Annotated in this window: 16 protein-coding genes; 10 read left to right on the forward strand and 6 right to left on the reverse strand. The window is 44.4% G+C overall.

The window, feature by feature from the left end; translation table 11 throughout:
* The first annotated feature begins 26 nt into the window (after nucleotides 1–26).
* The 4 genes from adcR to adcA are packed head-to-tail and all read left to right on the forward strand — an operon-like array spanning nucleotide 27 to nucleotide 3485.
* Complete coding sequence (adcR, locus tag HMPREF0850_RS04610; RefSeq protein ID WP_001249323.1) at nucleotides 27–467, forward strand: zinc-dependent transcriptional regulator AdcR; 441 nt, start codon at nucleotides 27–29, stop codon at nucleotides 465–467.
* Nucleotides 467–1171, forward strand: a complete 705-nt coding sequence (locus HMPREF0850_RS04615) for a metal ABC transporter ATP-binding protein (protein WP_001269483.1) — start codon at nucleotides 467–469, stop codon at nucleotides 1169–1171. The genes adcR and HMPREF0850_RS04615 overlap by 1 nt, the downstream gene beginning before the upstream one ends.
* Nucleotides 1164–1970, forward strand: a complete 807-nt coding sequence (locus tag HMPREF0850_RS04620) for a metal ABC transporter permease (RefSeq protein WP_000950023.1) — start codon at nucleotides 1164–1166, stop codon at nucleotides 1968–1970. Before HMPREF0850_RS04615 ends, HMPREF0850_RS04620 begins: the two co-directional genes overlap by 8 nt.
* Nucleotides 1971–1979: 9 nt before the next feature.
* A complete protein-coding gene (adcA, locus tag HMPREF0850_RS04625; protein WP_000724090.1) occupies nucleotides 1980–3485 on the forward strand; it encodes a zinc ABC transporter substrate-binding lipoprotein AdcA in 1506 nt (501 codons plus the stop codon).
* A 56-nt stretch (nucleotides 3486–3541) separates the two neighbouring features.
* Here the strand turns inward: adcA and HMPREF0850_RS04630 are convergent, their stop codons facing one another.
* From HMPREF0850_RS04630 to arcA, 5 genes are all read right to left on the reverse strand, one after another.
* Complete coding sequence (locus HMPREF0850_RS04630; RefSeq protein WP_000219480.1) at nucleotides 3542–4870, reverse strand: dipeptidase; 1329 nt, start codon at nucleotides 4868–4870, stop codon at nucleotides 3542–3544.
* Nucleotides 4871–4892: 22 nt separating this feature from the next.
* Nucleotides 4893–6374, reverse strand: coding sequence for a YfcC family protein (locus HMPREF0850_RS04635; protein ID WP_001141238.1), 1482 nt, complete (start codon nucleotides 6372–6374; stop codon nucleotides 4893–4895).
* Nucleotides 6375–6500: 126 nt separating this feature from the next.
* On the reverse strand, nucleotides 6501–7448 hold the full coding sequence (gene arcC, locus HMPREF0850_RS04640; RefSeq protein WP_000019634.1) for a carbamate kinase: 948 nt from the start codon (nucleotides 7446–7448) through the stop codon (nucleotides 6501–6503).
* 293 nt (nucleotides 7449–7741) lie between these two features.
* On the reverse strand, nucleotides 7742–8758 hold the full coding sequence (gene argF, locus HMPREF0850_RS04645; protein WP_000149840.1) for an ornithine carbamoyltransferase: 1017 nt from the start codon (nucleotides 8756–8758) through the stop codon (nucleotides 7742–7744).
* 58 nt (nucleotides 8759–8816) lie between these two features.
* A complete protein-coding gene (gene arcA, locus HMPREF0850_RS04650) occupies nucleotides 8817–10046 on the reverse strand; it encodes an arginine deiminase (RefSeq protein ID WP_000094626.1) in 1230 nt (409 codons plus the stop codon).
* Nucleotides 10047–10799: 753 nt separating this feature from the next.
* Between arcA and HMPREF0850_RS04655 the strand changes: the two genes are divergently transcribed.
* Nucleotides 10800–12479 (forward strand): alpha-L-fucosidase, encoded by a 1680-nt coding sequence (locus HMPREF0850_RS04655; RefSeq protein WP_025168364.1) that lies wholly within the window; start codon nucleotides 10800–10802, stop codon nucleotides 12477–12479.
* A 44-nt stretch (nucleotides 12480–12523) separates the two neighbouring features.
* Here HMPREF0850_RS04655 and HMPREF0850_RS04660 read toward each other — a convergent pair whose 3' ends face one another.
* Complete coding sequence (locus tag HMPREF0850_RS04660; protein ID WP_000803443.1) at nucleotides 12524–14608, reverse strand: GH92 family glycosyl hydrolase; 2085 nt, start codon at nucleotides 14606–14608, stop codon at nucleotides 12524–12526.
* A gap of 170 nt (nucleotides 14609–14778) precedes the next feature.
* Here HMPREF0850_RS04660 and HMPREF0850_RS04665 point away from each other — a divergent pair, with 170 nt between their 5' ends.
* The 5 genes from HMPREF0850_RS04665 (at nucleotide 14779) to HMPREF0850_RS04685 (ending at nucleotide 22734) form a co-directional block, all read left to right on the forward strand.
* Nucleotides 14779–16059: a glycoside hydrolase family 125 protein gene (locus HMPREF0850_RS04665; protein WP_000640548.1), complete on the forward strand. Its 1281-nt coding sequence runs from the start codon at nucleotides 14779–14781 to the stop codon at nucleotides 16057–16059.
* Between the two features lie 55 nt (nucleotides 16060–16114).
* Nucleotides 16115–18760, forward strand: coding sequence for an alpha-mannosidase (locus HMPREF0850_RS04670; RefSeq protein WP_000432722.1), 2646 nt, complete (start codon nucleotides 16115–16117; stop codon nucleotides 18758–18760).
* A 99-nt stretch (nucleotides 18761–18859) separates the two neighbouring features.
* Nucleotides 18860–19729, forward strand: a complete 870-nt coding sequence (locus HMPREF0850_RS04675) for an ROK family protein (protein ID WP_000582504.1) — start codon at nucleotides 18860–18862, stop codon at nucleotides 19727–19729.
* Nucleotides 19723–21603, forward strand: a complete 1881-nt coding sequence (locus HMPREF0850_RS04680) for a beta-N-acetylhexosaminidase (RefSeq protein WP_000234376.1) — start codon at nucleotides 19723–19725, stop codon at nucleotides 21601–21603. The genes HMPREF0850_RS04675 and HMPREF0850_RS04680 overlap by 7 nt, the downstream gene beginning before the upstream one ends.
* 201 nt (nucleotides 21604–21804) lie before the next feature.
* Nucleotides 21805–22734 carry an ABC transporter permease gene (locus HMPREF0850_RS04685; RefSeq protein WP_000714584.1) on the forward strand — a complete coding sequence of 310 codons (930 nt, stop codon included), beginning with the start codon at nucleotides 21805–21807 and terminating at the stop codon, nucleotides 22732–22734.
* Nucleotides 22735–22740 lie beyond the last annotated feature (6 nt).

The following is a 22740-nucleotide window of genomic DNA, read 5'->3' on the forward strand; positions in this document are numbered from 1 at the left end:
AAAGATAGCTAGGGAAGGAGTAACACATGAGACAGCTTGCACAGGAAATCGATAACTTTTTAAACGAGGTGATCTTGAGATCTGAGAACCAGCATGAAATTCTGATCGGGCATTGTACCAGTGATGTAGCCTTGACCAATACTCAGGAACACATCCTCATGCTCTTGTCGGAAGAATCCCTAACTAACTCGGAGTTGGCTCGTCGCCTTAATGTCAGTCAGGCGGCAGTGACCAAGGCTATCAAGTCTTTGGTAAAAGAGGGCATGTTAGAGACATCCAGAGATCCAAAGGATGCGCGCGTGATTTTTTATCAGTTGACTGATTTGGCTCGACCAGTAGCGGCGGAACACCACCACCACCATGAGCACACGCTCTCAGCCTATGAACAAGTGGCAAGTCAGTTTACTCCAAATGAACAAGAAGTTATCCAGCGGTTTTTAACTGCTTTAGTAGGAGAAATCAAATAATGCGGTATATTACAGTAGAGGACTTGTCTTTCTATTATGACAAGGAACCTGTCCTCGAGCATATCAACTACAGTGTTGATAGTGGGGAGTTTGTCACCCTGACTGGTGAAAATGGGGCTGCCAAGACAACGCTTATCAAGGCGAGCCTAGGCATCTTGCAACCAAGATTTGGCAAGGTAACCATCTCAAAGACAAATACTCATGGAAAAAAGCTAAGGATAGCTTATCTTCCCCAGCAGATTGCTAGTTTTAATGCTGGTTTTCCAAGCACAGTTTATGAATTTGTCAAGTCGGGTCGCTATCCTCGAAAGGGCTGGTTCCGTCGCTTGAATGCTCATGATGAGGAACATATCAAGGCCAGTCTAGACTCGGTTGGTATGTGGGAACACCGTGACAAACGAATTGGCTCCCTCTCGGGGGGGCAAAAGCAACGAGCAGTTATTGCTCGGATGTTTGCTTCTGACCCAGATATTTTTGTCTTGGATGAGCCGACGACAGGGATGGATGCTGGAAGCAAAAATGAATTTTACGAACTCATGCACCATAGTGCCCACCATCATGGCAAGGCTGTTTTGATGATTACCCATGATCCTGAGGAGGTCAAGGACTATGCGGATCGCAATATCCATCTAGTTCGCAATCAAGACTCGCCATGGCGTTGTTTTAACGTTCACGAAAGCGACCAGGAGGTGGAACATGCTTAGTTTGTTATCTTATGACTTCATGCAGCGTGCCTTCTTGGCGGTCATTGCCATGAGTCTCTTTTCTCCAGTTCTTGGGACCTTCCTTATCTTACGTCGTCAGAGTCTCATGAGTGATACACTCAGTCACGTTTCTCTATCAGGGGTAGCCTTTGGTCTGGTTTTGGGAATTTCTCCAACTATTTCAACCATTGCTATCGTCTTGATCGCTGCGGTCTTTCTAGAGTATCTCCGTACAGTCTATAAGAACTTTATGGAAATCGGGACAGCCATCCTCATGTCTACAGGGCTTGCAGTGTCTCTTATCGTAATGAGTAAGGGGAAAAGTTCGAGCTCCATGAGTTTGGACCAATATCTCTTTGGGTCTATTGTGACTATTAGCCAGGAGCAGGTGATATTCCTCTTTGCCATTGCGGCGGTCGTTTTGCTCTTGACTTTCTTGTTCTTGCGACCAATGTATATCCTGACTTTTGATGAGGACACGGCCTTTGTGGATGGCTTGCCAGTTCGTACTATGTCCATCCTCTTTAACATGGTGACAGGGGTGGCCATTGCCCTTATGATACCAGCAGCAGGAGCTCTTTTGGTGTCGACCATTATGGTCTTGCCAGCTAGTATTGCCCTTCGTTTGGGGAAAAACTTTAAATCCGTTATGCTGCTTGCCAGTGCTATTGGCTTTTTAGGAATGGTGGCAGGGCTCTATATTTCCTACTATGCGGAAACCCCTGCTAGCGCTAGTATCACCATTATCTTTGTAGCCGTCTTTTTGTTAGTCAGTCTACTGAAACGTTTTATCAAATAGGAGAATGAAATGAAAAAAATTAGCTTATTGCTAGCTAGTCTATGTGCCCTGTTTTTAGTGGCTTGTTCCAATCAAAAGCAGGCAGATGGGAAACTCAATATCGTGACAACCTTTTACCCTGTCTACGAATTTACCAAGCAAGTCGCAGGAGATACTGCTAATGTAGAACTCCTCATCGGTGCTGGTACAGAACCTCACGAATACGAACCGTCTGCCAAGGCAGTTGCCAAAATCCAAGACGCAGATACCTTTGTCTATGAAAATGAAAATATGGAAACTTGGGTTCCAAAATTGCTAGAATCCTTGGATAAGAAAAAGGTGAAAACTATCAAGGCGACAGGTGATATGCTCCTCTTGCCAGGTGGTGAGGAAGAAGAGGAAGGGCATGATCATGGCGGTGAGGGTCACCATCACGACTACGATCCTCATGTTTGGCTTTCACCAGCACGCGCCATCAAACTGGTAGAGCATATCCGTGACAGCTTGTCAGCAGATTATCCTGATAAAAAAGAGACTTTTGAAAAGAATGCGGCTGCCTATATTGAAAAATTGCAAGCCTTGGACAAGGCCTACACAGATGGCTTGTCTCAAGCTAAACAAAAGAGCTTTGTAACCCAGCACGCAGCTTTCCGATACTTGGCTTTGGACTATGGACTCAAACAAGTCGCAATCTCAGGTCTCTCTCCAGATGCAGAGCCATCAGCAGCACGTTTGGCAGAATTGACCGAGTATATCAAGAAAAACAAGATTTCTTATATCTACTTTGAAGAAAATGCCTCACAAGCCCTCGCCAATACACTCTCAAAAGAGGCAGGTGTCAAAACAGATGTCCTCAATCCTTTAGAAAGTCTGACAGAAGAGGACACCAAGGCTGGTGAGGATTATATCTCCGTGATGGAGAAAAACCTCAAGGCTTTGAAACAAACAACAGACCAAGAAGGACCAGAAATTGAGCCAGAAAAGGAAGAAAACACCAAGACAGTTCACAATGGTTACTTTGAGGATGCAGATGTCAAAGACCGTACCTTGAGTGACTATGCAGGTAACTGGCAGTCGGTCTATCCTTTCCTTGAAGATGGAACCTTCGATCAAGTCTTTGACTACAAGGCTAAGTTGACTGGTAAGATGACCAAGGATGAGTACAAGGCCTACTATAGAAAAGGCTATCAGACAGATGTGACTAAGATCAACATCACGGATAACACTATGGAATTTGTTCAAGGTGGCCAAAGCAAGAAATTCACCTACAAGTATGTCGGCAAGAAAATCTTGACTTATAAGAAAGGCAATCGTGGTGTGCGCTTCCTCTTTGAAGCAACAGATGCGGACGCTGGACAGTTCAAGTATGTTCAGTTTAGTGACCACAATATCGCCCTAGTCAAGGCAGAACATTTCCATATCTTCTTTGGAGGTACTAGCCAAGAAGCCCTCTTTGAGGAGATGGACAACTGGCCAACCTACTATCCAGATAAGCTATCTGGTCAAGAAATCGCCCAAGAAATGTTGGCGCATTGATGCAAGAGAAAATCCCGCAAATCTGCGGGATTTTTTTGGTAGAAACGATTATCTGGTTAGGTTGCGAGACGGTAAACCGCCTCTGCGTAGATGTCCATAGCGCGATAAAGATCGTCTAGGACAGCTGCTTCATTTGCCTGATGCTCAGTTTGTTGTGCTCCTGGGAAAAGAGCGCCAAAGGCTACACAGTTTGGCATGGTGCGAGCAAAGGTAGCACCACCTGATGAGAGAGGAGGAGTTTTATCTCCGGTTTTTTCTTGGTAAACTTGCATAAGAGTAGTAACGAGTTGGCTATCTCTTGCGACATAGAGGGGTGCTAGATAGTCAAATTCTTGGTAGTCAAGTTGGTAGTCTTTGGCGCACTGAGTGAGCTGTGTCACCAGTTTCTCCTTATCTGCTAGCACAGGTATACGTATGTCGATCCGAATTTCGGAGCGATCGGGATTGATGGTCAACCCTGCAATATTAAAGGAAAGGGAACCAGACGGTTCATCAGCAACTTCTCCAAATATTTTCAGCCCTTTGCCGTCCTGCCCAGCTTGATCAGCTAGAAAATGGAGGGCAGGGTGGGGTTGGAGAGGTGCGAGTACACTAGCAAGCCGAATGACTGCATTGACACCTTGACTAGCATCTTTGGCGTGTTTAGGTACCCCGAGTACGGTCACGGTTTGGTCTGTGGTTTGGTGATCAAAATTTGCTTCCTTCAACCCCCTACAAACCGCTTCATAAAGAGGACCTTGGTAACTTGCCTTATCTGGTACAACATTAAAGGCACCTCCGACATCGAGCTTGAGATGATCAGAACCGGGGCCATGAAGCTTGACTTGAAGGAGCCCCTTTTCAGCGTATGTCAAAGGAAATGACGAATCCGGTGCAAATCCCATGCTGGCTTGTTCCTCGAGGGTGTTGTAGCGTGCCATACATCTCCAAAGGGTTTCTTCATCCGTACCAAAGATAAAACGTACGCGTTTTTTGAACTGGATACCTTGGTCAAGCAAGCTGTTCACTGCATAGAGAGCTGCCAGTGAAGGCCCCTTGTCGTCTTGTGCCCCTCGTCCGTAGAGTTTTCCTTCTCTGATAGTTGCTTCAAATGGAGGAGATTGCCAATCTGTTAAATCTCCTGCAGGCACAACATCCAAGTGACAGAGGATGGCAAGGAGTTCTCCCTCACCAACCTCTGCATAACCATAATAGCCCTTGGGATCAATATAAGTTTTAAAGCCAAGTTCACGGCAGATTTCCAGCGTCTTTTCTAGAACGTCTTGGATAGCTTGTCCAAAAGGTGTCCCATTTTCCCCTTCTTGGAGGACAGATGGGTAGGAGATGAGAGTCTTTAGACTCTGTATAAAGCTCTGTTTAATGGAGTCAGTGATGTAGACGGTCATTCGTTTTACCTCACACTTTGTTCTAAAGGAATGGTAGGAAGGTACCTAGGATAAGAAGAAGCATGCTCACAATGACAATAACGACAATGAGTTTAGTAACAAATTTCCACCAAGTTCCTAGACTGATACGGCCGAGCGCGAGAGCCCCCATAACGATACCAGAAGTTGGAGCGACAAGGTTTAGTACACCAGATGCAGATTGATAGGCAGTGATGATGAGACTAGGTTTTACGTTAACGAACTCACCAAGTGGTGCCATGATTCCCATTGTAGCACTGGCAAGTCCAGATGAAGATGGGATAAGGAATGACATAGGAAGGTAGAAGAGGTAAGTCAAAACGATGAAGACTTGAGAAGAGAGACCTTGAAGTCCGACTTCACCCCAGTGTAGAATAGTTGCAGTAATCATACCGTCATTCATGATAACTTGGATACCACGAGCCACTGCACAAATCAAGGCTACGGTGAGAAGATCTGCTGCACCAGCCATAAAAGTAGAGATAATCTTGCTTTCCTTAAGGCCGTAAACAACACCAATAAGAATACCCATCACAGCAAAGAGCATCGCACCTTCTGGGAAGTACCAGCTACCGAATGGTAGAGCAGATGAACCGATAGCTCCACCGATAACAGGGAGACCAATCAACCAATTCTTGAAGTCTTCAAATAGAGTGATGTGCAAGTCTACCCAAGGGATAAAGCTGGCGATCATGATGATGAAAGTCAAGATGAACAAGGCAAGAACATGTTTTTGTTTCTTGTTCAAGACAGATGGAGCATTTTCGTTATCAGTGACATTGAAGTGTTTAAGGTCTTCTTCACGTTGAGAGTAGACAAGTGATTTTGTGGGATCCTTTTGAATCTTTTCTGCATAGCGGTAGACAAAGTAAGTACTAATACCTGTCATAACAAACCAGAAGATGATACGAAGGATAACCCCGTCCATAGATGACACACCTGCGGTATCAGAAGCGATAACAGTAGCAAAGGGATTGAGAGTAGAGGCAAGACAGCCAACTTGAGAACCTAGTAGAATGATGGCAACGGCAGTAATGCTATCAAAACCAACAGCCATCATAACAGGAACAAGGAGTGGATAAAATGCCATGGTTTCTTCACCCATACCATAAGTTGTTCCTCCAAGTGCAAAGAGGGGCATGAGGATGAGGATCAGCATTTTTTCGCGTCCTTTGTATTTCTTAACAATAGAGGCAATACCAACATCTAATGTGCCTGTCGCATTGACGACACCTAGAAATCCTCCAACCATGAGGATGAAGAAGGCTACGTCAATAGCGGCTTTAGTTGGTTCGTGACCGAGCATCGCCCGGATTGGAGCCATTAGAATATCGTAAATCCCTTGGGGATTAGAGTCAACAGTTTGATAGGTACCTGCAATGAGGCCACCTGCTTCGTTCGTGTCATACTTACCTGCTGGAATGATCCAAGTCAAGATTGCCATGATAGCAATAATAATGATCAAAACAGTGTAAGATGAAGGCATTTGGAACCTTTTTTTGTTTTTTCACTCATTTGTTTTTCCTCCTAAACTATGCCACAAAGTATAAAAACGAATGATGTTGGTTTACCTGAGTACTCCTAGTTAGAGCTTGTACTTGGGTTAAAATGGCTAGTCTTTAACAATAATTGTTCCGCTTTCGGACTCGATCAAGGCGCCTAGATTGCTGAGGGAAGTGATAACAGCCTTGCCTTCTGGGCGGTTGGTCACAAAATCGATAGCAGCTTCGACTTTTGGTAGCATGCTACCCGGTGCGAATTGTCCTTGTTTGATGTATTCTTTTAGTTGACTGACGGTAACGTGTTCAAGTTTTTCTTGGTCTGGTTTATTGTAGTTGACATAAACGTAGTCTACGCCAGTAAGGACGATAAAGAGGTCAGCTTCGACGAGTTCTGCTAGTCGTTGAGACGCAAAGTCTTTGTCGATAACGGCTTCGACTCCACGTAGGTAACCGTTTTCATTTTTAACAACAGGGATACCTCCTCCACCTGCTGCGATGACAACTTGACCATTATCGAGCAAGGTGCGGATGCTGTTGATTTCTTTAATGTCGATTGGTTTTGGTGAAGCCACCACTTTACGCCAGCCACGACCGGCATCTTCTTTGAAGGTTGCTCCTGTTTTTTCGCTCTCAGCTTTGGCATCCTCTTCTGAGTAGAATGGACCGATTGGTTTGGTGGGATTGATAAAGGCAGGGTCTTCCTTGTCTACTATAACTTGGGTAACAACAGAAGCGACATTTTTATCAAGTCCTACATCGAGCAATGCGTTATCAAGAGCACATTGTAGCCAAAAACCGATACTACCCTCGGTCATGGCAACCAAAGAATCAAGGGGGAAGGCAGGATTTTTTTTCGAATCTGCCATCAAGTGTTGAAGCAAGAGATTACCCACCTGAGGACCATTTCCGTGAGTGATGATCAGTTCATCTCCGTTTTGAATCAACTTGACCAGATGACGAGCTGTTTCTACCAGAGCAGCTTGTTGAGCTTGGGCAGATGGATCAGTGGAGAGGATGGCATTTCCGCCTAAAGCAACGACGATTTTTCTATGAGACATGAGCTCTCCTTCCTTTAATATGGTAAACCTGACAGAACTCCAAGAGCTACAGGCAGGTATGATGATAAAATATGAAGTGGAGGTAGCGTCTTTTTAAAAGACAAATTAGTCATTACTACTAATAAAAGGGGTTGAACGCACAGCCGACGTTTATCAGAATGAGACTAGGAAGCAGGAAGGTGACAAGAGTAAGGTGGCAAATCTGTCAAAGAGGATTCTTGCTTTCTTTCGCTAGAACTGATAAGCTATCATAGCTTTCGTCTCAACCCCTGTGTTGTGTATACGAGTAAGTTTTATACTTTAGGAATGTAGAGATTTCCAAGAGTAGCAGCCATAACAGCTTTGATAGTGTGCATACGGTTTTCTGCTTGGTCAAAGTGACGAGCATACTTGCTGCGGAAGACTTCGTCTGTTACTTCCATTTCTTCTACGCCAAATTTTTCAGCAACATCTTTACCATAAACAGTGTGAGTGTCGTGGAATGCTGGTAAACAGTGGAGGAAGATCAAGTTTTCGTTGTTTGCTTTTTTCACTAAGTCCATATTGACTTGGTAAGGTTTCAAAAGTGCAACGCGTTCTGCGAATTTGTCTTCTTCACCCATAGATACCCAAACGTCTGTATAAAGTACATCTGCACCTTTGACAGCTTCGTCTGCATCTTCGGTGATGAGGATGTGTGCACCACTTTCTTTAGCAAATCCTTCAGCCAATTCAACGATTTCTTTTTCTGGGAAGAGTTCTTTTGGTGAGAAGATGTGAACGTTAACACCAAGGATAGCACCTGTTACGAGCAAGCTGTTGGCAACGTTGTTACGTCCATCACCACAGTATACCAATGTCAAGCCTTCCAAGCGACCGAAGTTTTCTTGAACAGTCAAGTAGTCAGCGAGCATTTGAGTTGGGTGCCATTCGTCAGTTAGACCGTTCCATACTGGAACACCTGAAAATTCTGCTAGTTCTTCAACCATACGTTGGCTGAAACCACGGAATTCAATCCCGTCAAACATACGACCCAAAACTTTTGCAGTATCTTCAGTAGATTCTTTTTTACCTAACTGAATGTCATTTGCTCCGAGGTATTCTGGATGAGCACCAAGGTCAATAGCTGCAGTTGTAAAGGCTGCACGTGTACGAGTAGAAGTTTTTTCAAACAAGAGGGCGATATTTTTACCAGCAAGGTAGTGGTGTTGGATATTGCGTTTTTTCAAATCCTTCAAGTGAGCTGAAAGACCGATAAGGTATTCTAACTCTGCGCGAGTAAAGTCTTTTTCTGCTAAGAAGCTGCGTCCTTGGAATACTGAATGTGTCATTCTATTATTTCCTCTTTCTATTTTTTTACATTTTTTATTGACAAATACTGAACAGCGATTATACTTCTTCACGTTCAAATGGCATAGACATACAACGAGGTCCACCACGGCCCCGAACCAATTCACTTCCTCGAATCTTAATCAAGCGAAGCCCGTATTCTTCTAGGATCTTATTGGTAATGGTATTGCGGGCATAAACGACGACTACACCAGGTGCGATAGTCAAAGTGTTGGAACCGTCATTCCATTGTTCACGCGCAGCTGCTACGATATTGCCACCACCGCAACGGATCAAATGAACTTTTTCTACGCCGAGGTTCTTCGCAAGAAGTTCAGCTAAGTCACCTTTTTCTTCAACAATCTTGAGTTTTTCATTTTCATAAGTGACAGAGTACACACGAAGATCGCCTTCGATTTCTGGGTGAATTGTGAACTTGTCATAGTCAACCATGGTGAAGACAGTATCCAAGTGCATGAATTTACGGTTGTTAGCAAATTCAAATGCCAATACTTTCTTGAAGCCAACATTTTTCTTGAAGATGTTCACCAAGAGTTTTTCAATCGAAGCTGCATCTGTACGTTGAGAGATACCTACTGCAAGAACGTCTTTAGAAAGAACGAGCTCATCTCCACCTTCAATACGTGTATCTTCTTCACGGTTGTAGACTAATTCTACTTTTCCACCATAGATTGGATGGTGTTTGAAAATGTATTTACCATAAAGAGTTTCACGGTTACGAGTATCTGCATACATGTGGTTAAGTGATACGGCATTACCAATAGTTGCAAATGGGTCGCGAGTGAAGTAGAGGTTTGGCATTGGGTCGATAGCAAATGGATAGTCTGACTCAACCAAGTCAGTTAAGCCTTTTGCTTCTTCAGGAATTTCTGGCAATTCAACTTTTTGAACCCCTGCCATAGTTTTTTCAACCAATTCTTGGTTGTCCTTGATACCGTGAAGCAATTCACGAATAGCCGCCTTGGTTTGACGGCCACGGATGTTAGCTTCGTCTAAATATTCCTCGATAAATTGATCGCGGATTTCTGGGGAAGTCAATGATTCAGCAGCCAATTGCTCTAGGTAAAGGACCTCAATTCCTTCATCACGAAGAGCTTGAGCAAATGCGTCATGTTCTTTTTGAGCATCTTCCAAGAATGGAATGTCATCAAAAAGAAGCCTTTCGAGATAGTCCGGCAACAAGTTTTCCAACTCTTTGCCTGGACGGTGCAACATAACTTTTTTCAGTTTCCCAATTTCTGAGAATACCTGAATTGGATGTGAAGACATGTGTTTTCCTCCTTAAAAATTTTCACGGTGGCACCTTTTTGGTACCGCTTACATTTACGTTATATCATATTCTCAGAGGCGTGTCAATAGTAAAAAATGATTAAAAATTCGGACAAAACAAGGTTTTAGTAGTATTTTATGTTATTATACGATAGCAAAAGGAATTAGAGGAAATAAATGTATAAACTTCTACTATAAAGAATATAATATTTTTTGAAGAAATTATGCTAAATTTCACATTTTAAGAAGAAATGTCCAGATTTTAAGTCATTTCTGACGAGGAATTGAGAAGAACAATGATTGAAAGCCACTTAGAAAATTATATGAAATCTATCTGAAAGCCTTTCTTTTGAATGGCATAAAATGTATATTGTACAAATTATAGAATCTTTTCTGAGTATTTAGGGAGACAGCCTTGTCTTATTGACGGTACCTAGATTTTTTGTTATAGTCAACGCGGTAAGAACTAGGAAGAAGGAGTTATTCACAAGTTGTGGATAAGTCTGGGGAGAGCAGGAGATTTAATTAATATCCTAGGGGTTCCTGAGAATGGTCCCAGAAACTAGTGACGAGCCAGCTTTCCAGTAGAAATCCTAGTGCAGTGGGGATTTGAGCAGAGTTTGCTGAAGGTGATAGGTTCAAAGTCAAAGAGCCGGAGTCTAGAAAAGCTAGTTTTTAGGCATGTTTTCTTATCCACAAGTTGTGGATAATTTTGTGAACAAGAGAAATAATCAGAGAAAGAGATATGAGATGATGACAAAAATAAAACCACATGGACCATTACCAAGTCAGTCCCAGCTAGCTTATTTAGAGGATGAACTAGCTGCCTTTATCCATTTTGGCCCCAATACCTTTTATGACCAAGAATGGGGAAGTGGGCAAGAGGATCCCAAGCGTTTTAACCCGACCAAGTTGGATGCGCGTGAATGGGTTCGGGTACTTAAAGAAACGGGTTTTAAAAAGCTGATTTTGGTGGTCAAGCACCACGATGGATTTGTGCTCTACCCGACCGCTTACACGGACTATTCAGTTAAGGCTAGTCCTTGGCGAGATGGAAAAGGGGACTTGCTCCTTGAGGTTTCTAAAGCTGCAACTGAGTTTGACATGGATATGGGAGTGTATTTATCTCCTTGGGATGCTCACAGTTCCCTCTATCACGTGGATCGAGAAGCGGACTACAATGCCTACTATCTGGCTCAGTTGAAGGAAATCTTGTCAAATCCTGCCTATGGCAATGCTGGCAAGTTCGCTGAGGTTTGGATGGATGGTGCTCGAGGCGAAGGGGCCCAGAAGGTCAACTATGAGTTTGAGACTTGGTTTGAAACCATTCGTGACTTGCAGGGGGATTGTTTGATTTTCTCAACTGAGGGAACTAGTATCCGCTGGATTGGAAATGAACGAGGCTATGCAGGAGATCCACTATGGCAAAAAGTCAAACCGGATCAGTTGGGGACTGAAGCTGCATTAGATTATCTACAGCACGGAGACCCCTCTGGGACGCTATTTTCAATCGGGGAGGCAGATGTTTCCCTTCGCCCGGGCTGGTTTTACCATGAGAATCAGGATCCCAAGTCTCTTGAGGAATTGGTTGAAATCTACTTTCACTCAGTGGGGCGGGGCACCCCTCTTTTGCTCAATATCCCACCGAACCAAGATGGCCTCTTTGACGAAAAGGATATCCAGCGTCTCTATGAATTTGCTGCCTACCGTGATGAGCTCTATAAAGAAGATTTGGCTTTGGGAGTCAAGGTATCTGGCCCTGATCTATCACCAGACTTTGCCTGTTCTCACCTGACAGATGGACGGAAGACCAGTTCATGGGCAAGTGATGCAGAGTTGCCAGTCCAATTAGAGCTCGATTTAGGGGCTCCTAAAGCTTTTGATGTGATTGAGTTAAGAGAAGATTTGAAGCTGGGGCAACGCATCGCTGCTTTCCATGTTCAGGTAGAGTTGGATGGTGTCTGGCAGGAGTTTGGATCTGGTTATACTGTTGGCCACAAACGTCTCTTACGAGGATCGGTCGTTGAGGCGCAGAAGATACGTGTGACTATTACAGAGGCACAGGCTTTGCCTTTGTTGACCAAAATTTCACTCTATAAAACACCTAGCTTGTCAAAAAAAGAAGCTGTTCAGCAACTAGAGTTCTCAGAAAAAAGTCTGGCTGTGACCAAGGGAGAAAATGTCCAATTTACAGTTAAGCGAAGAGAATCTAGCAGTCCTTTGGAAGCTAAGATTTCGATTCAACCAGGGACGGGTGTGCATGGTGTCGCTTATCAGGATGAGATTCAAGTCCTTATGTTTCAAGCTGGTGAGACTGAAAAAAGGCTGACGCTACCAACCTTGTATTTTGCAGGAGATAAAATCCTTGATTTTTATCTGAATTTGACGGTAGAGGGGCAGCTTATTGATCAACTTCAAGTTCAAGTTTCATAAAAGAAGAACCTTTGAATCGTTCAAAGGTTCTTTTCTTTTGGTTATTAGTGGTTTGGTAACCAGCTGAGAGTGAAGGTTAGTTGCTCAGCTTTCAAGAGGTCTTGGTGTTGGATACTAGATACTGTGGTCTTGTCCAATCGACATTCTTTGACAAAGTTGAAGTGGCTGTGGTTTTGCTCGGCATGGATATCTAGCCATTTATTTTCCTTAGCTAGGTAGATACGGAGATGATCAAAGAGGGGAATTCCGAGGTCGTAGCTTGGTTTTCCTGGACAGGTCGGGTAGAATCCAAGAGCCGACCAGATGTACCAGGCCGAGAGGCTACCATTGTCTTCATCGCCAGGATAGGCTTGCCAACTTGGGTGAAAGGCTTTCTGACGCAGGGGCTTGATGAGAAGGGCAGTGTAGTCAGGGTAGTCGCTGTAGCGGAAGAGATAAGGAATGTGGAAGCTAGGCTGGTTGGAAATGGCGATTTGCCCAAAAGGAGCGGTAGCCATCTCGCTCATTTCATGAATCTCATAACCATAACCTGTCGTTTCAAAGAAAGGAGTATCCTGACAGGCTTTCAAAAGATAGTGGCTAAATGCTTCTTTTCCGCCCATAAGCTGGGTTAAACCTGGGATGTCGTGGAGGACGCCTAAAGTCGCTTGAATGGCAGAGCATTCGGCGTAGTCTCGTCCCCAACTATAAGGAGAAAAGTCAGGGCGGAAGTTTCCTTGACTGTCTCGCGCACGCATGTAACCTGTCTCAGCGTCAAAGAGATGGCGGTAATTTTGTGATGCAGACATGTAGGTCTCAGCTATTTCTCTTTCCCCTAGTTTTTCGGCGCAACTGGCGATACAAAAGTCACTATAGGCGTAGTCTAGGGTATGGCTGACGCTTTCGTGGTGGTCGGTAGATAGGTAGCCCAGTTCTTGGTATTGGGCTAGTCCATGGCGACCATTGATGCCGAGAGGGTCGGACTTGCTGGCTGTTTCAAGCATGGCTTGAAGTAGTTCTTTTTCTAAGTCGGGAGCCATATCCTTGCAGGCACTATCTGCGATAATACCGTCCAATAGAGTCCCTGGCATCATGCCACGTTCATCTGGGGCTAGCCATTTAGGCAGGAATTCAGTATCGCGGTAGCTATTGAGGAAGCCTTCTAAAAAACGGTGATAGTGTTCCGGTATGATAAGGGCAAAGAGGGGGAAGGTGGTGCGAAAGGTATCCCAGAAGCCATTGTTGCTAAAGAGGACGCCGGGCTTGACAGTACCAGAAGCCAAATCCATGTGGATGGCCTGCCCTGACTCGTTCACCTCATAAAATGTCTGTGGGAAGAGGAAGAGTCTGTAGAGGCAGTGGTCAAAGAAGGTTCGGTCGGCTTCCCCTGTCTCAAGAACATCAAAACGGTGGAGGAGATTTTCCCAGTCTGCTTGGGCATTTGCTTTACAGCTATCAAAGTCCGTTTGAGGTAGATTAAATAGCGCTTGAGAAGGTGATATGAAAGAAGTTGCTAGCTGTATCTCAGCATGACTGTCTGCGAGTTCAATTCGCCACTCTCCGCTTTCTTGGCTGACAGCAAGAATATCCGTATTTATTTGTAGGGCAGTGAAGAGTATCAGCGGATTTTTATTGGTCTCAGTTTTTCCTTCTTGTCTTAGGGCTAGAGTCCGCTTATCTACTTGCTCAACTGTCAGTTCATCCGCTGCGTGAAGATAGAGGGAGAGGGCTTTGCCTTGCTTTTGCTCTAAACGAATAGAGGCACCATAGCAAGTCGGTGTGAGCTGGGTTTCAATCTGATAGCGCAGAGAAAAGAGCTTCAAGTAGTGAGGCAGGAAGCAAGCTTTATCTATATCATAAGAAGACTGGCGGTGAAAGAGACTGTCTCCCCTAAGCTGACCTGTGACAGGTGTCAGAAGGAGCCAAGAATAATCACCAATCCAAGGGCTGGGCTGGTGGGTCAATCGAATCCCCTGAAAAATGGGCAGATGCGGATCGAAAAACCAAGATCCCTCCTGATCACTGGTCTGGGGAACAAAATAATTCATCCCAAAAGGAACGCCTGTGTAGGGCAGGGCATTTCCTCGAGAAAAGGCACGTTTGCTGGCAGTGCCAAAACGAGTATCGATGGTTTCAAGTAGTGGTTTCATAGTCGTTCCTTTAGCTGTTTTTCTACATTATATCAGAAAAAGGGGGGCTTTAGATATGGAGCTCAAAAGAAAGCAATTTTGTAGAGAAATGACTAACATTTGTGTATATATTTTCTAAGCTAAAAGCTTTATACTGAACATGAAACTTGTTTGAAAGAGGAAACTGCACGATGATTTATTCGAAAGAAATTGTTAGAGAATGGCTAGATGAAGTAGCGGAGCGGGCTAAGGACCATCCGGAGTGGGTGGATGTCTTTGAGCGTTGCTACACCGACACCTTGGACAATACGGTCGAGATTCTAGAAGATGGTTCAACCTTTGTATTAACAGGGGATATTCCTGCCATGTGGCTTCGGGACTCGACAGCCCAACTCAGACCCTACCTGCATGTGGCTAAAAGAGATGTCCTCCTGCGTCAGACCATTGCAGGTTTGGTTAAGCGTCAGATGACCTTAGTACTCAAAGATCCGTATGCCAACTCCTTCAACATTGAGGAAAACTGGAAGGGGCACCACGAGACTGACCATACAGAGCTTAATGGTTGGATTTGGGAACGCAAGTATGAGGTGGACTCGCTTTGCTATCCTTTGCAGTTGGCTTATCTCCTTTGGAAAGAGACTGGTGAGACCAGTCAGTTTGATGACACTTTTGTCGCTGCGACCAAGGAAATTCTTCATCTCTGGACAGTAGAGCAGGACCACAACAACTCTCCATATCGTTTTGTCCGCGACACAGATCGAAAAGAAGATACTCTGGTAAATGATGGTTTTGGGCCTAACTTTGCAGTGACAGGCATGACCTGGTCAGCCTTCCGCCCAAGTGACGACTGCTGTCAGTATAGCTATTTGATTCCGTCCAATATGTTTGCAGTCGTTGTCTTGGGTTATGTGCAAGAAATCTTTGCTGAATTAGACCTAACAGATAGCTCGAGCATTATCGCAGACGCTAAACGTCTGCAAGTAGAGATCCAAGCAGGTATCAAAAACTATGCCTATACCACCAATAGCAAGGGCGAAAAGATTTACGCCTTTGAAGTGGATGGTCTAGGAAATGCTAGCATCATGGATGATCCAAACGTACCAAGTCTACTGGCTGCTCCATATCTTGGTTACTGTGCGATTGACGATGAGGTTTACCAAGCAACTCGTCGTACCATTTTGAGCCCTGAAAATCCATACTTCTACCAAGGAGAATACGCTAGTGGTCTCGGAAGTTCTCATACCTTCTATCGCTATATCTGGCCAATCGCCCTTTCTATCCAAGGCTTGACAACAAGAGATAAGGCGGAGAAGAAATTCTTGCTCGATCAGCTCGTTGCCTGCGATGGTGGCACAGGTGTCATGCACGAAAGCTTCCACGTAGATGATCCAACTCTCTACTCTCGCGAATGGTTCTCATGGGCCAACATGATGTTCTGTGAGTTGGTCTTGGATTATCTAGATATTCGCTAGTCAGTTCTTTAGTTAGATAAAAATAAAAATTTAAGTTAGAATGAGGTTTTACTTCATGGAAAATGTTGTTGTACATATTATCTCACATAGCCACTGGGATCGTGAGTGGTACTTACCTTTTGAAAGTCACCGGATGCAGTTGGTGGAGTTATTTGACAATCTCTTTGACCTCTTTGAGAATGATCCTGAGTTCAAGAGCTTCCACTTGGATGGACAAACCATTGTCCTTGATGACTACTTGGAAATTCGCCCTGAAAATCGCGACAAAGTTCAAGGTTACATCGATCAAGGCAAACTCAAAATTGGTCCCTTTTACATCTTGCAGGATGATTACTTGATTTCCAGTGAAGCCAATGTCCGCAATACCTTGATTGGTCAAGCAGAATGTGCAAAATGGGGCAAATCCACTCAGATTGGTTACTTCCCAGATACCTTTGGAAATATGGGGCAAGCTCCTCAAATCCTTCAAAAATCAGGCATTCACGTGGCAGCCTTTGGCCGTGGTGTCAAGCCGATTGGCTTTGACAACCAAGTCCTCGAAGATGAGCAGTTTACTTCTCAGTTTTCAGAAATGTACTGGCAGGGTGCAGACGGAAGTCGTGTCCTCGGTATCCTCTTTGCCAACTGGTACAGTAATGGGAATGAAATCCCTGTTGATAAGGATGAAGCTCTGGCCTTTTGGAAACAAAAATTGGCAGACGTGCGTGACTACGCTTCGACCAACCAGTGGTTGATGATGAACGGCTGTGACCACCAACCTGTACAGCGAAATCTGAGCGAAGCCATTCGTGTGGCCAATGAACTCTTTCCAGATGTGACCTTTGTGCATAGTTCCTTTGATGACTATGTCCATGCAGTAGAAAGTGCTCTACCTGAGCAACTATCTACCGTTACAGGTGAGTTGACCAGTCAAGAAACAGATGGTTGGTACACACTTGCCAACACTTCCTCATCACGCATTTACCTCAAACAAGCCTTCCAAGAAAATAGCAACTTGTTAGAACAAGTAGTGGAGCCATTGACTGTCATCACTGGCGGCCACAACCACAAGGACCAGTTGACCTATGCTTGGAAAGTCCTTCTACAAAATGCGCCCCATGATAGTATCTGTGGCTGTAGTGTGGACGAAGTTCACCGCGAGATGGAAACACGTTTTGCCAAGGTCAACCAAGTTGGAAATTTCGTTAAGACCAATCTTCTCAACGAGTGGAAGGGTAAAATCGCAACTCACGAAGCCCAAAGCGACCATCTCTTTACGGTTATCAATACAGGCTTGCATGACAAGGTTGACACTGTCAGCACAGTGATTGATGTGGCGGTTTGTGATTTCAAGGAATTGCACCCAACAGAAGGCTACAAGAAAATGGCAGCCTTGACCTTGCCAAACTACCGTGTCGAAGACTTGGAAGGCCATGCTGTAGAAGCAAAAATCGAAGATCTGGGAGCTAACTTTGAGTATGATTTGCCAAAAGACAAGTTCCGTCAGGCTCGTATCGCTCGTCAAGTGCGCGTGACAGTACCTATTCATCTGGCACCACTTTCTTGGACAACTTTCCAATTGCTTGAGGGAGAACAAGAACACCGTGATGGTATTTACCAAAATGGAGTGATTGATACGCCATTTGTAACGGTCAGTGTGGATGAAAATATCACGGTCTACGACAAGACAACTCATGAAGCTTATGAGGATGTTATTCGCTTTGAAGACCGTGGTGACATCGGAAATGAGTATATCTATTTCCAACCAAAAGGAACAGAGCCTATCTACGCCGAGCTGAAAGGCTATGAAGTCTTGGAAAATACAGCTCGTTTTGCCAAGATCTTGCTCAAGCATGAATTGACAATTCCAGTAAGTGCAGACGAAAAACTGGATGCAGAACAAAGAGGCATCATCGAGTTTATGACGCGTGAAGCTGGGCGCTCAGAAGAATGGACAACCCTTCCTCTTGAAACAGAAATGACCGTCTTTGTTGACAATCCACAAATCCGCTTCAAGACTCGCTTTACTAACACAGCCAAGGACCACCGTATCCGTCTCTTGGTTAAGACTCATAACACACGTCCAAGCAATGATTCTGAAAGCATCTATGAGGTGGTGACACGACCAAACAAACCAGCTGCTTCTTGGGAAAATCCTGAAAATCCACAACACCAACAAGCCTTTGTCAGTCTTTATGATGATGAAAAAGGAGTGACGGTGGCCAATAAAGGATTGCACGAGTATGAAATCCTTGGAGATGACACCATTGCAGTGACCATTCTTCGTGCCTCAGGTGAGTTAGGTGACTGGGGTTACTTCCCAACACCAGAAGCTCAATGCTTGCGTGAGTTTGAAGTCGAGTTTACACTTGAATGCCACCAAGCAGGGGAACGCTTCTCAGCCTTCCGTCGTGCTAAAGCCTTCCAAACACCATTCACTAGTCTTCAAGTTGCTAAACAAGAAGGAAGTGTGGCAGCGACTGGCAGCCTCTTGAGTCATGCGGCACTCAGCTTACCACAAGTCTGCCCGACAGCCTTTAAGGTAGCTGAAAATGAAGAAGGATATGTCCTCCGTTACTACAATATGAGTCAAGAAAATGTGCGTATATCAGAACACCAACAAACCATTCTTGACTTACTTGAGCGACCTTATCCAGTTCATTCAGGACTATTAGCGCCACAAGAAATTCGCACAGAATTGATCAAAAAAGAAGACATTTAATAGTTTTAAAGTGTTTGATAACTAATACTATGAGATAGAAAGGAGGGGCGAAAGAGTAAGGACTAACTGCTGATTCGCCCCTTTTTACGGTAAAGAACAATGATCATTGCAACCATTGATATCGGAGGGACTGGGATTAAGTTTGCCAGTCTGACTCCTGATGGAAAAATACTAGATAAGACAAGTACTCCGACGCCAGAAAGTTTGGAGGATTTACTAGCTTGGCTAGACCAACGCTTGTCAGAACAAGATTATAGTGGGATCGCCATGAGTGTTCCAGGCGCGGTCAATCAAGAAACAGGTGTGATTGAGGGAATCAGTGCCGTGCCTTACATCCATGGCTTTTCTTGGTATGAGATGCTTGCTCATCATCAGCTACCTGTTCATCTGGAAAATGATGCCAACTGTGTTGGACTTAGTGAATTGCTAGTTCACCCAGAAATTGAAAATGCAGCCTGTGTCGTGATTGGGACAGGAATCGGCGGTGCCATGATTATCAATGGTAGGCTTCACCGAGGTCGCCACGGCTTGGGAGGAGAGTTTGGCTACATGACAACCATTGCCCCAGCAGAAAAGCTCAACAACTGGTCGCAACTAGCGTCAACTGGCAATATGGTGCGATACGTGATTGAAAAATCTGGTCAGACTGGCTGGGACGGTCGCAAGATTTACCAAGAAGCTGCAGCTGGGAATGCTCTTTGCCAAGAAGCTATCGAGCGCATGAACCGCAATCTGGCGCAAGGCTTGCTCAATATCCAGTATCTGATCGATCCAGATGTCATTAGTCTGGGAGGCTCTATTAGTCAAAATCCAGACTTCATCCAAGGGGTCAAAAAAGCTGTCGATGCATTTGTCAAAACCTACGAAGAATACACGGTCGCACCAGTTATCCAAGCTTGCACCTATCATGCAGATGCCAATCTCTATGGTGCCCTTGTCAACTGGTTGCAGGAGGAAAACCAATGGTAATTTTTACAGGACTTAGTCCCAAACAAGCGCAAGCATTAGAGTGGCTTAAAAAGCACATTTCCCTACCAGATGTGGAAGTGACAGTCGCTCAGTCTGACCAAGCCTCTATCTCTATCAAGGGTGAGGAGGACCACTATCAACTAACTTATCGCAAACCTCACCAACTCTATCGCGCTTTGTCCTTGTTGGCAACAGCTCTAGTAGAAGGTGATAAGGTAGAGATTGAGGAGCAGGCAGCTTACGAAGATTTAGCCTACATGGCGGACTGTTCTCGAAATGCAGTTCTAAATGTCGCTTCTGCCAAGAAGATGATTGAAGTGTTAGCTCTCATGGGCTACTCAACCTTTGAGCTTTATATGGAAGACACTTACCAGATTGAAGGACAACCTTACTTTGGCTATTTCCGTGGGGCCTATTCGGCTGAGGAGTTGCAGGAAATCGAAGCCCATGCCCAGCAGTTTGACATGACCTTTGTGCCTTGCATCCAGACCTTGGCCCACTTGTCAGCCTTTGTCAAATGGGGTGTCAAAGAAGTGCAAGAGCTCCGCGATGTAGAAGATATCCTCTTCATTGGCGAAGAAAAAGTTTACGATCTAATTGACGGCATGTTTGCGACGCTATCTAAACTGCAGACTCGCAAGGTCAATATCGGGATGGACGAAGCCCACTTGGTTGGTTTGGGACGCTACCTCATTCTAAACGGTGTGGTGGATCGTAGTCTCCTCATGTGTCAACACTTGGAGCGCGTGCTGGATATTGCCGATAAGTATGGTTTCCACTGCCAGATGTGGAGCGATATGTTCTTTAAACTCATGTCGGCAGATGGCCAGTACGACCGTGATGTGGAAATTCCTGAGGAAACTCGTGTCTACCTAGACCGTCTCAAAGACCGTGTGACCTTGGTTTACTGGGATTATTACCAAGATAGCGAAGAAAAGTACAATCGTAATTTCCGCAATCACCACAAGATTAGCCAAGATATCGCCTTTGCAGGCGGGGCTTGGAAGTGGATTGGTTTTACGCCTCACAACCATTTCAGTCGTCTAGTAGCTATTGAGGCTAATAAAGCTTGCCGTGCTAATAAAATCAAAGAAGTCATCGTGACTGGTTGGGGAGATAATGGCGGTGAGACAGCTCAGTTTTCTATCCTACCAAGCCTGCAAATCTGGGCAGAACTTAGCTACCGCAATGACCTAGACCGTTTGTCTGCTCACTTCAAGACCAATACAGGTCTATCAGTTGAGGACTTTATGCAGATTGACCTAGCCAACCTTTTGCCAGACCTACCAGACAATCTCAGTGGTATCAATCCCAACCGCTATGCCTTTTATCAGGATATTCTCTGTCCGATCCTTGACCGACACATGACACCTGAACAAGACAAACCTCACTTTGCGCATGCTGCGGAGACTCTTTCTAAAATCAAAGGAAAAGCTGGCATCTACGCCTATCTCTTTGAAACACAGGCTCAGTTGAACCAGATTTTAAGCTCTAAAGTGGATGTGGGACGACGCATCCGTCAAGCTTACAAATCCGGTGACAAAGTCATCTTGCAGCAAATCGCCAGAGAAGAATTACCAAAACTCAGAAGTGAGATTGAAACTTTCCACAAACTCTTTAGCCACCAATGGTTGAAGGAAAACAAGGTCTTTGGTTTGGATACGGTCGATATCCGTATGGGTGGACTCTTGCAAAGGATCAAGCGAGCAGAAAGTCGCATCGAGGCTTATCTGGCAGGTCAGAATGACCGCATCGAAGAATTAGAAGTCGAAATCCTTCCATTTAACGATTTTTATGGAGACAAGGACTTTGCAGCCACAACAGCCAACCAGTGGCACACTATTGCGACAGCTTCGACGATTTATACGACCTAGAAAACACCCTGTCTGTGGCAAAGTGTTTCTCGTGAAACCTATTTCTTATAAAAAACTTCTCCACATAAAATAATTTGTGGAGTTTTTTCTATAATTAGTAGTTTAACCTAGCCTTCAAATAGGAGTATACTAATAATGTAATCGTTATCAAACCTAAAAATTCGATAGAATCAGTTTTTAGGAATAAAAAGGGAGGAAATTATGAAAAAGTTTTCAAAGACCTTGAGAGATAACTGGATCTTTCTCTTGATGGTTTTACCAGGGGCTCTCTGGCTGATTCTATTCTTTTACATTCCAGTATTTGGGAATGTGGTTGCCTTTAAAGACTACCATATGACCAGTAATGGTTTCATAGATAGTATTGTGAATAGTAAATGGGTCGGGTTAGATAATTTCAGATTCTTGTTTAGTTCAAAAGATGCCTTTATCATCACTCGAAATACCGTTCTTTATAATCTCGGCTTTATCTTTATCGGTTTGATTGTATCAGTAGGGATTGCCATCATCCTCAGCGAGCTTCGCTCTAAGAGAATGGTTAAGATTTTCCAAACGTCTATGTTGTTCCCTTACTTCTTGTCATGGGTTATCATCAGTTTCTTTACAGATGCCTTCCTAAACATTGACAAAGGGGTTTTCAACCATTTCCTAACCTCCATTGGCATGAAGGAAGTCAACTTCTACGCTGACTTAGGCATTTGGCCATACCTTCTCCTTTTCCTAGGTATTTGGAAAGGCTTTGGATATAGCAGTGTCATGTATTATGCGACGATCATGGGAATTGACCCAACTTATTACGAAGCAGCAACAGTGGACGGGGCTAGCAAGTGGCAACGCATTCGCAACGTAACCATTCCTCAGTTGACTCCGCTTGTAACAGTTTTGACCATCCTTGCAGTCGGAAATATCTTCCGTGCAGACTTTGGTCTCTTCTATCAAATCCCACACAATGCTGGTCAGCTTTACAATGTAACCAACGTTTTGGACGTATATGTCTTTAATGGTTTGACTCAGACAGCAGATATCGGTATGGCTTCAGCGGCCGGTCTTTACCAATCCGTTGTCGGTTTGATACTGGTTATCCTATCAAACTTGCTTGCAAGACGAGTCGATCCAAACTCAGCTTTGTTCTAGAAAGGA

Source organism: Streptococcus sp. M143, assembly GCF_000162495.1.
In the GTDB taxonomy this organism is placed as follows: Bacteria; Bacillota; Bacilli; order Lactobacillales; family Streptococcaceae; genus Streptococcus; species Streptococcus dentisani.

Bases quoted from the DNA above. Each gene is read 5' to 3' on its own strand.
- HMPREF0850_RS04685 (WP_000714584.1), top strand. From the start codon at position 21,805: ATGAAAAAGTTTTCAAAGACCTTGAGAGATAACTGGATCTTTCTCTTG.
- arcA (WP_000094626.1), bottom strand. From the start codon at position 10,046: ATGTCTTCACATCCAATTCAGGTATTCTCAGAAATTGGGAAACTGAAA.
- HMPREF0850_RS04635 (WP_001141238.1), bottom strand. From the start codon at position 6,374: ATGCCTTCATCTTACACTGTTTTGATCATTATTATTGCTATCATGGCA.
- HMPREF0850_RS04630 (WP_000219480.1), bottom strand. From the start codon at position 4,870: ATGACCGTCTACATCACTGACTCCATTAAACAGAGCTTTATACAGAGT.
- argF (WP_000149840.1), bottom strand. From the start codon at position 8,758: ATGACACATTCAGTATTCCAAGGACGCAGCTTCTTAGCAGAAAAAGAC.
- HMPREF0850_RS04680 (WP_000234376.1), top strand. From the start codon at position 19,723: ATGGTAATTTTTACAGGACTTAGTCCCAAACAAGCGCAAGCATTAGAG.
- arcC (WP_000019634.1), bottom strand. From the start codon at position 7,448: ATGTCTCATAGAAAAATCGTCGTTGCTTTAGGCGGAAATGCCATCCTC.
- adcR (WP_001249323.1), top strand. From the start codon at position 27: ATGAGACAGCTTGCACAGGAAATCGATAACTTTTTAAACGAGGTGATC.
- HMPREF0850_RS04655 (WP_025168364.1), top strand. From the start codon at position 10,800: ATGACAAAAATAAAACCACATGGACCATTACCAAGTCAGTCCCAGCTA.
- adcA (WP_000724090.1), top strand. From the start codon at position 1,980: ATGAAAAAAATTAGCTTATTGCTAGCTAGTCTATGTGCCCTGTTTTTA.
- HMPREF0850_RS04665 (WP_000640548.1), top strand. From the start codon at position 14,779: ATGATTTATTCGAAAGAAATTGTTAGAGAATGGCTAGATGAAGTAGCG.
- HMPREF0850_RS04615 (WP_001269483.1), top strand. From the start codon at position 467: ATGCGGTATATTACAGTAGAGGACTTGTCTTTCTATTATGACAAGGAA.
- HMPREF0850_RS04670 (WP_000432722.1), top strand. From the start codon at position 16,115: ATGGAAAATGTTGTTGTACATATTATCTCACATAGCCACTGGGATCGT.
- HMPREF0850_RS04660 (WP_000803443.1), bottom strand. From the start codon at position 14,608: ATGAAACCACTACTTGAAACCATCGATACTCGTTTTGGCACTGCCAGC.
- HMPREF0850_RS04620 (WP_000950023.1), top strand. From the start codon at position 1,164: ATGCTTAGTTTGTTATCTTATGACTTCATGCAGCGTGCCTTCTTGGCG.
- HMPREF0850_RS04675 (WP_000582504.1), top strand. From the start codon at position 18,860: ATGATCATTGCAACCATTGATATCGGAGGGACTGGGATTAAGTTTGCC.